The 14,271-nt window shown below is 37.3% G+C and carries 11 protein-coding genes; 5 read left to right on the plus strand and 6 right to left on the minus strand.

All coding sequences use genetic code 11. The features are described 5' to 3' along the window. Window positions 1–165 precede the first annotated feature (165 nt). Both tldD and ACFIKO_RS04430 read right to left on the minus strand, forming a co-directional pair. Window positions 166–1,590 (minus strand): metalloprotease TldD, encoded by a 1,425-nt coding sequence (tldD, locus tag ACFIKO_RS04425; protein WP_375619745.1) that lies wholly within the window; start codon window positions 1,588–1,590, stop codon window positions 166–168. 109 nt (window positions 1,591–1,699) lie between these two features. Next, window positions 1,700–2,239, minus strand: a complete 540-nt coding sequence (locus tag ACFIKO_RS04430) for an invasion associated locus B family protein (protein ID WP_375619746.1) — start codon at window positions 2,237–2,239, stop codon at window positions 1,700–1,702. A 331-nt stretch (window positions 2,240–2,570) separates the two neighbouring features. On the opposite strand from ACFIKO_RS04430, the gene cyoE reads away from it, so the two are divergent. The 4 genes from cyoE (at window position 2,571) to rnhA (ending at window position 6,176) form a co-directional block, all read left to right on the plus strand. Continuing rightward, window positions 2,571–3,506: a heme o synthase gene (cyoE, locus tag ACFIKO_RS04435; protein WP_375673415.1), complete on the plus strand. Its 936-nt coding sequence runs from the start codon at window positions 2,571–2,573 to the stop codon at window positions 3,504–3,506. A 181-nt stretch (window positions 3,507–3,687) separates the two neighbouring features. Then, window positions 3,688–4,719: a 4-hydroxy-3-methylbut-2-enyl diphosphate reductase gene (gene ispH / locus ACFIKO_RS04440; RefSeq protein ID WP_375619748.1), complete on the plus strand. Its 1,032-nt coding sequence runs from the start codon at window positions 3,688–3,690 to the stop codon at window positions 4,717–4,719. Window positions 4,720–4,743: 24 nt separating this feature from the next. Next, entirely contained in the window at window positions 4,744–5,703 is a 960-nt protein-coding gene (locus tag ACFIKO_RS04445; RefSeq protein ID WP_375619749.1) for a homoserine kinase, read from the plus strand. 5 nt (window positions 5,704–5,708) lie between these two features. Next, entirely contained in the window at window positions 5,709–6,176 is a 468-nt protein-coding gene (rnhA, locus tag ACFIKO_RS04450; protein ID WP_375619750.1) for a ribonuclease HI, read from the plus strand. A gap of 27 nt (window positions 6,177–6,203) precedes the next feature. Here the strand turns inward: rnhA and ACFIKO_RS04455 are convergent, their stop codons facing one another. Beyond that, window positions 6,204–7,082, minus strand: coding sequence for a protein-disulfide reductase DsbD domain-containing protein (locus tag ACFIKO_RS04455; protein WP_375619751.1), 879 nt, complete (start codon window positions 7,080–7,082; stop codon window positions 6,204–6,206). Window positions 7,083–7,153: 71 nt separating this feature from the next. Between ACFIKO_RS04455 and ACFIKO_RS04460 the strand changes: the two genes are divergently transcribed. Next, window positions 7,154–7,738 carry a YqgE/AlgH family protein gene (locus tag ACFIKO_RS04460; protein ID WP_375619752.1) on the plus strand — a complete coding sequence of 195 codons (585 nt, stop codon included), beginning with the start codon at window positions 7,154–7,156 and terminating at the stop codon, window positions 7,736–7,738. Window positions 7,739–7,780: 42 nt separating this feature from the next. Here ACFIKO_RS04460 and ACFIKO_RS04465 read toward each other — a convergent pair whose 3' ends face one another. From ACFIKO_RS04465 to thrC, 3 genes are all read right to left on the minus strand, one after another. Further along, window positions 7,781–10,666 carry an EAL domain-containing protein gene (locus ACFIKO_RS04465; RefSeq protein WP_375619753.1) on the minus strand — a complete coding sequence of 962 codons (2,886 nt, stop codon included), beginning with the start codon at window positions 10,664–10,666 and terminating at the stop codon, window positions 7,781–7,783. Between the two features lie 400 nt (window positions 10,667–11,066). Then, window positions 11,067–12,341 carry a M16 family metallopeptidase gene (locus ACFIKO_RS04470; protein ID WP_375619754.1) on the minus strand — a complete coding sequence of 425 codons (1,275 nt, stop codon included), beginning with the start codon at window positions 12,339–12,341 and terminating at the stop codon, window positions 11,067–11,069. A gap of 83 nt (window positions 12,342–12,424) precedes the next feature. Continuing rightward, entirely contained in the window at window positions 12,425–13,822 is a 1,398-nt protein-coding gene (thrC, locus tag ACFIKO_RS04475; protein WP_375619755.1) for a threonine synthase, read from the minus strand. Window positions 13,823–14,271: the final 449 nt, after the last annotated feature.

A 14,271-nucleotide genomic window follows, 5' to 3' on the forward strand; every position in this document is an offset into this window, starting at 1 on the left:
CAATATGGAACGAATTTGAAATGAGAGAATCTTATGGTATTCAAGGTTCTAATTCAATATGAACAACGATAGATTATCTTTATAGATCAATGCATTTTACCTCCCCCCTCACAAAGTGGTCGTGATAGATGAGGAGGAGGCAATATTGAGAAGGAATGAGAAAGCTTATTCCTTTATAAGCGCAGTTCCACCGATTGTCATATTATTGATTCGAAGATGAGGTTGCCCAACACCAACAGGGACATTTTGTCCAGCTTTTCCACAGATACCAATACCATTATCAAGTTTACTGTCATTGCCAATCATTGTAATACGTTTCATAGCATCCGGTCCATTTCCAATAAGAGTTGCGCCTTTGATTGGTGCACCAATTTTACCATTTTCGACTCGGTATGCTTCAGTACATTCAAAGACGAATTTTCCAGAAGTAATATCAACCTGTCCTCCACCAAATGAAACAGCATAGATACCATGTTTGAGTGAAGAAAGGATTTCTTCAGGTGTTTTATCTCCTCCTAGCATGATTGTATTGGTCATTCGTGGCATTGGTACATGAGCATAAGATTCACGCCGTCCATTTCCAGTTGATTTACCTCCCATAAGCCGTGCATTAAGCCTGTCTTGCATAAAACCAACGAGCTTTCCATCTTCAATAAGAACGTTATATCCTGAAGGGGTCCCCTCATCATCGACAGTGAGAGAGCCACGGCATTGTGGAATTGTTCCATCATCAACAACTGTAACACCTTTTGCCGCAACTTGTTGTCCTAAAAGTCCAGCAAAAGCAGATGTTTTTTTACGGTTAAAGTCACCTTCTAAACCATGACCTACGGCTTCATGGAGCATAACGCCAGGCCATCCATTGGCTAAGACAACATCAAAAGACCCTGCAGGTGCTGCTTCTGCTTCTAAATTTGTTAAAGCCATACGTAAGGCTTCATCCGCAGCTTTTTTCCAATTGTCTTCATGAATAAATTTGTCAAATGCTTGTCGCCCTCCACATCCATAAAAACCATTTTCACGTCGATTGCCTTCAGCTACGACCACAGATATAGAAAGTCGCACAAGGGGACGAATATCACGAACCAAATAACCATCTGCACGTAAAATTTCAACATGTTGTAGCGAGCCGGAAAGAGAAGCAGTCACTTGATGCAATTTATCATTTTTAGCACGTAAATAGGCATCAATTTTTTGCAAAAGAGCACTTTTTTCTTCAAATGATGGAGCATCAAGGGGATTATGCGGTTGATAAAGTCTTTTGTTTGTTTGTTGAGGTGCTATGCTATAAGTCCCTGGATGATTATTATAGGTAATAGCTTTAGCTGCTTCACTGGCACGTTTAAGTGCAGCAGCTGATAATTCACTAGAATATGCATATCCGGTAGCTTCTCCAGCAACGACACGCAGACCAAATCCCATATCTTGATGGAAAGAGCCGTTTTTAAGCTGTCCATTATCAAATAAAAGAGCTTCGCTTTCTGTATACTCAAGGTAAAGCTCACCATCATCAGCATGATGAAGCGTTTCCTGTACAAGTGATTGCACTTTAGAGGAATTAATATCAAAATGATCAATCAGCGATTTCATAAGAATTATCCTATTTTTATGGAGACTTAGAAGATTTTTATTAATCTAATTTAAGAAGCTTTCAAAATATACAATGAGATTTTAATCGTCTAAAGTGTATCGATTTCATTCATGTAGGTAAGGTTGCATAGGCGTCGCCAAGACCATGAAGGTCAACGAAACCTCCAATTCCTTGTTCAGGAGTTGTAAAGATAAAATAGGTTGCCATTTTTCCTTTTAAAAAGAGCTGCAATATATCTTCTTTAAGAAAGGCTTCAGCAACACAATTATCACCAAGACAACGACGATATTCCATTCTGCCCATATTTTTATCGTCAATTTTAATTCCAACGCCAGGACGTAATTCAACGCGAATCGGAACAAAAACACGCATCAAAGCACCTTGCTTTTGAGGAAGTTTATAAAATGTAACACGCAAGGTAATATCATGACGACCTTGTGTATGAACGTTTTGTACAACTTCACACTGCATGTTAGGTGTACCTGGCGGTAGAGTACAAACTTTTGTCCATGCACCATAAGTTTGTGGAGCAGGGACATTTTGCGCATAGGGTGTTTGTGCAAATGCATGATTGATAAAACTACTATAAAGTGTGTAAAGAACAGAACCAATAAAAAAATTTTTTTTAAGTAATTTATAAAGTATCACAGAAAATCCTATCCGACTCAACACACACAACCATGCATAGATTTACATAAAAAAATGAATTCCCCACATAAAAACTATAACACAAAATCAGTATTTACCAAAATATATTAATCCATAGGATATATTTTTATGATACATTTGTAATGTAGGAGAGAATGTTGATTGAAAAAATGTATTTTTGTTGCCAATATTTCCATCTATTTTTAGGGGATACGTGCGAACGAGGTATTTCATATTTTCTCAAAAATACGATTGGTCTTAATTGATCATTTCCATACGCTAGATAATATTGGTTTTTGAACGATAGAAATGGAAAAGGGCTTTGAGCGGAATGTCAGTTTCAGGAGAGTTATCGGTTGTGAATGGTAAATCAACGCCACCAAAATCCGGTATTGGTGATTATATCACATTATTAAAGCCACGTGTTATGTCTCTTGTGGTTTTTACGGCTCTGGTTGGTTTGCTTGTATCGCCTGTTCCTATCAATCCGTTGTATGGTTTTTTAGCGATTTTATGTATTGCAATCGGTGGTGGCGGTGCGGGAGCACTGAATATGTGGTATGATGCTGACATTGATGCCATGATGGAACGTACCAAAACTCGCCCTATTCCTAGCGGTAAAATCAGTTCCCGAAAAGCATTTATTTTTGGCATGGTTCTTTCTATGCTTTCGGTATTGGTTATGGGGAGCTTCATTAATTGGTTTGCGGCATTTTTTCTTGCGTTTACGATTTTCTTTTATGTCGTTATCTATACAATTTGGTTAAAGCGTATTACACCACAAAATATTGTTATTGGTGGTGCTTCTGGGGCTTTTCCACCAATGATTGGATGGGCTGCAGCCACGGGTACGGTGAATATTGAGAGTTTTTTGTTATTTTTAATCATTTTTATGTGGACCCCCCCACATTTTTGGTCCCTTTCTTTATTTTCATCTCTTGATTATGGTGCAGCGGGTATTCCTATGATGCCTAATGTACGAGGTGAATATTCAACAAAAAAGCAGATTTTATTTTATACTATCCTTATGGCAATATGCGCCGCTGGGCCTTTTATGAGTGGTTTTGCGGGAATTTCTTATGGTATTTTTTCGACAATTTTAAGCATGATCTTTATTTATTTTGCCTATCGTTTATGGAAAGCCAATACGTATGATGCAACTATTTTAATGGCAAAAAAGACGTTTTTCTTTTCGTTATTTTATTTGGCTACTATATTCGGAGCTCTTTTAATTGAATCTCTAGTTTGGAGGTTTTTCATCTCTTAAATTTGATGTAATCAAGCAGCGGAAATTGAAAAACGTGTCTTAATAAAGTACCATCTTAACCTAAAAAAGGTTAAAATGCTGTTCCATAAAGGAGATAACATTTCAGAATTTTTTTCTGCCTGATATATAGCAATAGTATGTTGAGGTATGTAATAAAAGCATAGATATTAAGGGATAAATTATGTTAAAATTCTCTCCTTTAACAATGCGACTTTGTAGTCCGCGGGGGTTTTGTGCTGGGGTTGATCGTGCGATTCAGATTGTTATTCTCGCGTTAAAAAAATATGGCGCCCCAGTCTATGTTCGTCATGAGATTGTGCACAATCGTTATGTAGTTGAGGGCTTGCAGCAGCGTGGAGCTATTTTTGTTGAAGAGCTTGATGAGATTCCAGAAGAGCATCGTGGTCAACCCGTTGTATTTTCTGCCCATGGGGTACCAAAATCCGTACCAGAAGAAGCACGTCGATATAATTTGCTATATCTTGATGCAACATGTCCTTTGGTTTCTAAGGTTCATAAACAAGCGATAAGACATCAACGGCATGGCCGTCATGTCATATTGATTGGTCATTCTGGTCATCCAGAGGTAATAGGAACAATGGGACAGCTTGAAAAAGGGGCTGTTACATTAATTGAGACAGTAAAGGATGCTTTACATTATCAACCAGATGATCCCCAAAAGTTGGGATTTGTTACGCAAACAACACTTTCTGTTGAAGATACAGCGGAGATTCTTGATGTGTTGCAACGGCGTTTTCCTATGTTAGAGTCACCGGCAGCTGAATCAATTTGCTATGCTACAACGAATCGGCAAGAAGCTGTTAAAGCCGCAGCGTTGGGAAGTGATCTATTTTTAATTGTCGGTGCACCAAATTCTTCTAATTCACGACGTTTAGTAGAAGTTGCTGAGAGGTTTGGTGCGCGCCAAGCTATTTTAGTGCAAGGTGTTAACGAAATTGATTTTGATCGTCTTGGAGCACTTTCTGTTGTGAGTCTCTCAGCTGGTGCATCTGCTCCTGAAGTTATTGTTAATGAAATTATTACAGCTTTTCGTAAGCGTTATGACGTTAAAATAGAATTAACTGAGACTGCAGTAGAAACGGAGACATTTTTAGTTAATCGGGAATTGCGTGATGTCATTTTAACCCCTAAAGATATGGCTTTCGTTAATGGTCGAACTGAGTCGTTAACAAATGCAAATGATGATACATAAAAGGCTTAAAACGAAAGCAAAATAATGGCAGTTTATACTGATATTCATCAGAATGATTTGAAGGCATTTTTGACACGTTATTCGATAGGTTCACTTCTGTCCTATCAAGGCATAGCGGAGGGTATCGAGAATTCTAATTTTATGCTTTATACAACGGAAGGGAAGTTTATTCTAACGCTTTATGAAAAACGTATTTCAAAAGATGATTTGCCTTTTTTTTGTAGTCTTATGCAATACTTAGGGCGACGTGGAATCCCTTGCCCTCAACCAGTAATTCAAAGTGATGGGACAACAATTGGGGAATTAGCAGGACGTCCTGCTGCTATTATTACATTTCTGGAAGGAATGTGGGTTCGTCAAGCCGATATATATCATTGCTGTGAAGTGGGTAATAATCTAGCGCAATTGCATTTAGCAGGACAGGATTTTTCGCTTAACCGTAGGAATACTCTTTCTCTCGTCGATTGGAAACTATTATGGAAAAGTTGCCAAACAAGTGAAGATACGTTGCTTAAAGAGTTTGGAAGAAAAATTGATACTGAGTTGGCTTTTTTAGAAAAAAATTGGCCATCGAATTTGCCAACAGGTATTATTCATGCCGATTTATTTAATGATAATGTGTTTTTTTTGAATCGTCGTCTTTCTGGTATTATAGACTTCTATTTCGCTTGTACTGATTTTTGGGCTTATGATTTAGCTATCTGTTTGAATGCTTGGTGTTTTGAACAGGACCATTCCTATAACCTTACCAAAGCACGTGGACTATTGGAAAATTATCAAAAGATAAGGCCATTGGTGCCCTTAGAATTGAACGCAATTATTTTTTTGGTGCGTGGTGCAGCTTTACGCTTTTTACTTACGCGCCTTTATGATTGGTTTAATACACCACCCGGTAGTTTTGTCGTTAAGAAAGATCCGTGGGAATATTGGCACAAGCTTTGTTTTTTCAGTAATGTAAATTCGCTAAGTGAATTAGGTTTTTGAATTTTATGTTAAATAAGCAAAAAATCGTCGAAATTTATACAGATGGTGCTTGCTCAGGTAATCCTGGAGTTGGAGGGTGGGGAGCAATTTTACGCTGGAATGGTCATGAACGTGAGCTTTATGGTGGAGAAGTACAAACAACTAACAATCAAATGGAACTGATGGCGGCAATTTGTGCGTTGAAAGCACTTAAAGAATCTTGTTCTGTTGATCTTTATACGGATTCTGTTTATGTGCGCAACGGTATATCTTTATGGCTTGAAGGATGGAAGAAGAATAATTGGCGTACTGTATCAAAAAAAGCTGTTAAAAATAGAGAGTTATGGCAAGCTCTTGAGGATGTTTGTTCTCGTCATACTATCAGATGGCACTGGGTAAAAGGGCATGCGGGACATCCAGAAAATGAACGCGCAGATGCGCTTGCTCGCAAAGCAATTACTCAATATCGTGAAAATGGACGTTTTCCAGCATAATTGCTGTTTGAGAGCTTTTTTCTTTTATCACGGAGTCGTAAGAGGGGTTGGCGGCGTATGGAATATGAATGTTCCACTTAAGGCGTGATCTTTAAAAGAAACTGTATAAAAAATTTTTTGGTTTATTTCTTCTGGTGCGAAATAGAGTGGAGCACTGAAGAGTGTATATTCTGCGTTATCACTGATTTTTCTTGCTGCTCCAATTTGCATTTCTCCTCCATCTAAAAAGAGAGAGGAAGGTGTAGTTTTGTTGTTATTTTGTATTTTTATAAGAAGGGTACTGTTATTTTTTTCGGCACTTATTTTTAGTGCATTCTGCATCATGCGGGGCAAAGAATCTTGCGCCTTTTTTAAGAAGGAAGCAGGAAGATGTTTATTTTTAAGAGCAGATGGCGAAAAATCAAAGTTAACAGTAAATGGAAGACAGATCTTATTACATAATCCAAGAGTGAAAGCACCGCTTAAATTTTTGCTTGAACCAGAAAGATTGAAGGGCAATATTACTTTATCTTTATAACCTAATGACCAATCATTTTCTGTTTCAAAAAGCTGTGGAGTAGGATAAAAGATTTCATAAGAAATCTGTTGGTTGAAATTAAAAAATGGTGCCATGCCAGAATTACCTGGATTACGCCAGTAAGTTTTCCATCCTGGTTTAAGCTCAATTTCAATAATGCCTTCTCTTATTCCAGAAAGAGAAGGTTCTGTGATTGCTAATCGGATACGACCACCATCTGATTTATACCAAGATGTTGCGAAAAGCTGGAGTTTTTGTTTTGTTTGAGCATTTACAGGAATGTTAAGTAATTCTAAAACTATGAATGTTAAGCTTAAAGTAACTAAAAGCTTTTTATAAAAGAAAGTTGCGATATTTTGTAAATTTGTAAATATATGACTTTTTTTCATTGGAGTTTTATTTTCCTAGTATGCTAAATGAACGAACTTTTATCATGTAAATTATGGAGAATAACAGATTAATGAAGCGGTGTAATGGCTTTTTAGGTGGACAATTACTCATAGCAATGCCTGGGATGAATGACAAACGCTTTATTCGTTCTGTTATTTATATTTGTGCGCATTCTGATGCCGGTGCGATGGGCATCATTCTTAATCAATTGCATCATATTGATTTTCCAGAGCTTTTGCTTCACTTGGGAGTCATAGACAGTGACCAAAAAAAAAGCCTTTCTGAACCAATAAAACAGTTTCCAGTTCGCTATGGTGGTCCTGTTGATCCTTCGCGTGGTTTTGTCCTTCATTCAGATGATTATGCTTGTGAAGAAACTGTTTTTATTGCAGATAAGGTCTGTTTTACTGCGACAATTGATATATTAAAAGCGATCAGTTGCGAACAAGGTCCGCAACATGCACTGATAGCATTAGGTTATGCTGGATGGAAAGCGGGACAACTTGAGGCAGAAATTTCTACAAATGGTTGGCTAATCAGTTCTACATCACCTAGTTTTCTTTTTGAAAGCGATTTAAGCTGCAAGTATGATAAAAGTTTAATACGCATGGGTATCGATCCAACTTATCTTGCTTCTGAAATGGGACACGCGTAGAGTTTTTTCTAAGCTTTTTAACTTTACACGTTATTTTATCCCTTATGTTTTTATTTTATAAGGGAAATGGCTCTGAACGAGCGTAATTAATTCTTCTATGGCAATCGGTTTCGTTACAAGTGTGCTTTGAACATATTTACAGCCTTCTTGACGGAGGAAGATTGCTTCTTTTTCATTTTCAACACCTTCTGCGATAATTTGCAAATTAAGATCTGTTGCCATATTAATGATAGACTTGAGAACAATTTTCTTCTTAAGAGAGTCGATTGAGATAAGTGAACGATCAAGTTTAACCATATCAAATGGATAACGTACGAGATAGGTCAGAGACGAATAACCTGTTCCAAAATTATCGAGTGCAAGATTCATTCCAAGTGTTTTAATTTGTTCGAGAAAGTGCGCTGATTGTTCAGGATTATTTCTTAAGACGAATTCAGATATTTCAATCATCAAACGCCCCTTGTGGAGCGGATGACGAAGCAAAGCGGCGCGCAATTGACTGATAAAACGAGGATGAATCATTTCTGCGCTTGGTAAATTAATTGAAATAAAGAAAGATTGTTGGGAAAACTTTTCTTGTACATTTATAAGATCGATAATGGCATTATCGATGATAAATTGTGACAAATTCATAACAATTTGTTCGTTTTCTACGATTTTTATGAAATCAGAGACATTTAAATTTCCATAAGTGGGATGATGCCATTCTACAATTGTTTCAAAACCAATAATATGTCCGTCTGATAAATTAAGAATAGGATGGTAGAGGATTTTTATCTCATTACGTTTTATGGCATAATGAACATCTTTCTCCAGAGTATTATGTTCGAGACCCAAAGTGCGAAAATTAGGACGGAAAGGTTCAATATGGTTTCCACCCATTTGTTTTGCGCGAATCATCGCTAATTCACTATCATTAAAAATATCTTTAGCCGTCGATCGGCTTTCACTCCATGTAACCAATCCGATAGACGTTGAAAGGATTATTTTGTTTTCTGAAAGTGAAATAGGTGCTGAAATTGTTTTGTGCAAATGATCTGCAAATGCTGCAATTTTTTGTGGTTCAGTTTCACTGAGTAAAATAATTGCAAAGCGGTCTGCTGAAAGGCGCGATAAGGTGTCTTGAAAATTAATGAGACGGTTTAAACGACGTGCAATTATAAGCAGTACAGTATCCCCAACTGCTATGCCTAATTTGCGATTAATTTGGCGAAAATTGTCAAAATCAATCATAAAGACAGTCGGTCTAATTTTGATATTTGCTTTCGCCAAAGAGGTATAATTTTGTAGTCTATCAAAGAAAATTTGTTGATTAGGAAGGCCGGTTAAGCTGTCGTGGATTGCATCATGCAATAAGCGTTCTTCGGATTTTTTGTGGTTAGTAATATTGACAATGGTTCCAATGACACGTGTGATTTTCCCATCTTTTTGCATAGCCGGACGTGCACGAAGAGAAAACCAATGATAATAACCACCACCAGAAGAAAGCCGAAAAATTTGATCAATGCGTCCTTTTTTATTTTTAAGAATGATATCTAATACGGCTTGAAAGCGTTCACGATCATCATGGTGCAAGGCTGAAATCCAGTTGCGCATAGGTCCATTGAGGTTATGAATTTCAGTACCAAAAAGGGTTGCCATGTTTGGATGTACAACAATACGGTCACGCTCAATATTCCAATCCCAAATAATATTTCCAGCTCCCTTTGCTGCGAGTACTTGTTGTTCAAGGTCGGAAAATATTCCTTCATGGAAAGCATCATTAGAAAAAGTTTGTTGCAGGACAGTAAAGCTGATGAGAAGAACAATGAGCACTAATCCTCCCGCTAATGCTGGCTGGATAATATCATTGTTTAAATATCCAGCTATGCAGGCATAGGCTCCAACACACCAAAAGCTAAGGAGCAACCATGTTGGGATAAGCATAATGGCACGGTCATAGCTTCTGATTGAGAAATAGATGATTAATATTATACCAAGCACAGCGGTAAGACCACAAGACAAACGCGCAATTCCAGCTGCTCTGATTGGATCATAAATAGCAAAGGCTCCTAGACTGCAAAAGGCAATGGTCCAAGCGATAGCACCGTAACTAAAATGATAATGCCAGCGGTTAAGGCTGAGATAGGTAAAAAGAAAAATGAAGAGTGTAGCAGTAAGTGCTACTTCTGTACCAGAACGCCAGATTGGTTGTGTTGTGAGTGTAACTGCAAAGAATTTATTTAAAAAGTTGAAGTCAATACCAATATAAAAAAGCACAGCCCAGGCAACAGCTGCTGTTGCAGGAAACAGCCCTGTTCCACGGACGACAAAGAGAACAGTTAACAAAAGTGCTAAGAGACCAGATATACCAAGGAGAATACCATGATAAAGCGTATAAGAATTAATTGCATCTTTATAAGCTTCAGGTTGCCATAAATAGATTTGCGGTAGATTTGCAGAGTTAAGTTCGGCCACAAATGTAACAACAGCACCAGGGTTAAGAGTAATATGAAAGATATCAGAGTTTGCACTAAGTTGACGATCGAGGGAAAAACCTTCGCTTGGCGTTATGGATTGTATCCTTGCTGATCCAAGGTCTGGCCAAAAAAATCCAGAACGCGCCATGCGGTAATGGGGGGCAACAATGAGACGATCGACTTGTTCATCTGTTGGATTTGCAAGAGAAAAAACTGCCCAATTTCCGGAAAATTTTTCATTTTTTGCCTGCACTTCAATACGCCAAACAATACCATCTGGTCCTGGTGCTGTACTTGTTTGAAAAATAGAGCTGTTTGTATGGTGAATTTCAATTGCTTGTGAGAGATCAAGAGCAGCATCCTGAGAAGAAATTTTAACTGGCTCAATTGCTTGTGCTGATGTAAGATGGACAAGAGAACTAACGACTACAATGAAAATGATGTCAATTATTTTACGCAAACTCTTCACAATGTCCCACTCTCAATATTTTAGGATGTTTAACTTTCATTTCGATTTTTGAGAAAAAACGTCCACCTTTTATAATTTATTTACATAATAAATTGTTATCACTTTTTCTTAAGTTATGTGGTTTTATATACAAATAGACCACATGTTCATTTTCTTCAATGGAACTTGAAGCAAATGAAATTCTGTATTTTAAAAGGGCAAAGTTAAACCATGAATTTCCAGATTTCACGGATATAGCTTCACTCATTAGAATCTTTATCACATGAAGTATGAATTGGGTAGTTTTGTACGCTTCTTTGCCCAATATTTCCAAAACTTATTTAATGAGAAGAGCTTTTGTGGTAAATTTTGCGATAAAATATGTGTATGTTATTGTGATGCTGTTTTGAAAAGAAGTTTTTTACTTTAGCTTGTATGAAAGAGTTGACGTTAAATCATCAAAATTTATGAGGGGTCCTACAGGTCCGACAGCAGTTAATGTTGGAGTGGAATTTGTAAAAAGACTATGTGCTAAATCAGTTAATCTTTTAGGCGTGATGAGATTGAGGCGTTCAATTGTTTCCGACATTGGAATTGGTCGACCATAAAGGAGTATTTGGCGAGCAATGAGATGTGCTTGACTAGAGGGATTTTCCTGTGACATTGTCAGATTCGCACGATATTGCGTTTGTGCTCGTTGCAGTTCATTGGCGTGAATATTTTTGCTGACCTTGGAAAGTTCATCAAGAATCACGGGAATAAGTTCTTTGAGCCCTTCTTGTCCGGTAGCTGCGTGAACACCAAAAAGCCCAGTATCTGAAAATCCCCAATGAAAAGCGTAAATAGAATAGCATAATCCACGTTTCTCTCTTACCTCTTGAAAAAGACGTGAAGACATACCACCACCAAGAATAATTGAAAGAATTTGGGCAGCATAAAAATCACGCGCATGATAAGCACGCCCTTCAAACCCTAGAACAACTTGTGTATCCATTAAATCGCGATATTCACGAAAGTCGCCACCGACATAATTTGCAAGATTAGTAAGAGGTGCGGTTGAATGGGAGCGAAAAGTACCAAGACGACTTTCAACTTCTCGCAAGAAACTTTCGTGTTTTACAGCTCCTGCAGCAACGACAATCATACGATCTGCACTATATTGTTTATTGATGAAATTATGGAGATCAGTAGATGTAAATGATTGAATAGTTTTAGCTGTTCCTAAAATAGAGCGTCCAAGGGATTGATGACGAAAGGCTGTTTCTGTAAAGTGATCAAAAACAATATCATCAGGAGTGTCATGAGCGGCACCAATTTCCTGAAATATTACTTGTTTTTCTCGTTCTAGTTCATTGTCGTCAAATTTTGAATGCATTAAAATATCGGCTAAAATGTCTATAGCAAGTGGGATATCGCTTTTAAGTACACGTGCAAAGTAAGCTGTTGTTTCAATACTGGTTGTGGCATTGATTTCACCGCCAACATCTTCAATATCGGTTGCAATTTGAAAAGCAGTGCGGTTTTCGGTTCCTTTAAAAGCCATATGCTCAAGAAGATGAGCAATACCATGCTGTGTGGAGGTTTCATTGCGTGAGCCTACTTTAACCCATATTCCGAGGGCAACACTATTAATTTGTTGCATTGTATGTGTGGCGATAGTCAAGCCATTGCTAAGGCGACATATATCTACATCCATGTATTTACAACTCCATTAAATAAACTAAATACCTCATTGTAAGGGTATTAGAATATTCTTGATTTAAGTTAATGCAGCTAACTTTAATAAGATGCACGCGATTTTAAAGAGATATAATCTTTTACTATTTTTTCATCATTAGCAAGACTTACAAAGTGTTCTTCGCGTTTCATTACATCATTGAGATGAGATGGCCATGGGGCATGAAGTCCACAAGCACTTTTAATAGTACCAGGAAATTTAGCTGGATGAGCTGTGGCAAGGACGATCATTGGAATATGGTTTTTTTTGTTTTTACGCGCTACTTGAAGAGCGACGGCTGTATGTGGATCAACAAGATAGCCACTTTCCTTATAGACACTATCAATTGTTTGAGCTGTTGCTGCCATGTTGCTTTTCCCAGCGGAAAATATGGAACGAATATTTTTGAGTTGCTTTTCATCAAGAGTAAAACGTCCTGATTGTTTCAAGTTTTCCATTGCATTGCGAATCCACATTGGATCACGATTGCCACTTTCAAAGAGCAAACGTTCAAAATTAGAAGAGACCTGAATATCCATAGAAGGTGATGTTGTATGGACTATTGGTTGTGTTTCGTAAGTACCAGTGGTCAATGTACGTGCAAGGATGTCGTTATCATTCGTTGCGATGACCAGTTGAGCAATAGGTAATCCCATACGGGCTGCGACATAACCTGCAAAAATATCACCAAAATTTCCAGTAGGAACAGTAAATGAAATAGCTCTATCAGGAGCTCCTAAGGAAAGTGCAGATGAAAAATAGTAAACAATTTGCGCCATGATACGTGCCCAATTTATAGAATTAACACCTGAAAGCGCTCTTTTTTTACGAAAATTGTGGTCATTAAACATTGCTTTGACAAGAGCTTGGCAATCATCAAAATTTCCTTCAATGGCAATGGCATGAACATTTGAACATTGATTGGTTGTCATTTGCCGTTGTTGAACAGGTGATACACGTCCTTTAGGAAATAAAATAAAAATATCTGAGTGTTCTTTTCCAGCAAAAGCCTGTATCGCAGCCCCTCCTGTATCACCTGATGTTGCAGCAATAATCGTTGCACATCTATTTTTTTTAGTCAAAACATAATCCATCAGTCGAGAAAGAAACTGCATTGCTACATCTTTAAAAGCTAAAGTAGGACCATGAAAGAGTTCGAGGATAAATTCATCTGCTCCAGTTTGTCGTAATGGACAGATTGCTGGATGGTGAAAGGTTGCATAAGATTCAGCGATCATATTTTCAAAAGCTGTATATTCGATTTCGTTATTCACAAAGGGCCACAGAATAGTTTTAGCAATTGTTGTATAGGACTGACCACGAAGTGCTCGTAATGCATCAAATGATAGCTGAGGAAATTTATCTGGCAGATAAAGCCCCCCATCACTTGCCAATCCCGTCATGATCGTTTCCGTAAAGCTTAAAGCAGGGGCTTCACCTCTCGTGCTGATATATTCCATAAGTCTTATCCTTTTTTTATTTCTGGAAAATTGGTGAAGTTATTTATTTCACGTTTTTCATAATATTTAAATTATTAAATGGATAGAGTTTTTAACCCAATAATGAAAGGAAATAGTCTTAAGCATTTTTATTTTGAGATATAAACGTCAAATTTTCACAGAAAATCTGTTAAAGTCGAAAATTTTCTCTCTATTATTCACTCACTTAAATTTTGCAACGTATCTTCATTTGTGCACCTTCTTAAATAATAAAGTCAAATAGATAGAATGGTATTTATTGAAGAACTTTTTTGTAAAACTCAATCATTCATCGTTATTTTATGCTCTTATACTTTGTAACAATTAAATCTGCTAAAATGAATGTTGAAATGATACAACTCAAAATTCACACTGGAAAATTTATAAGGTAATTTTATGGCATTTCGTGCGCAAATCTATACTGTGAATAA

The organism is Bartonella sp. TS82HLJMH, from assembly GCF_042193495.1.
Lineage (GTDB): Bacteria > Pseudomonadota > Alphaproteobacteria > Rhizobiales > Rhizobiaceae > Bartonella > Bartonella grahamii.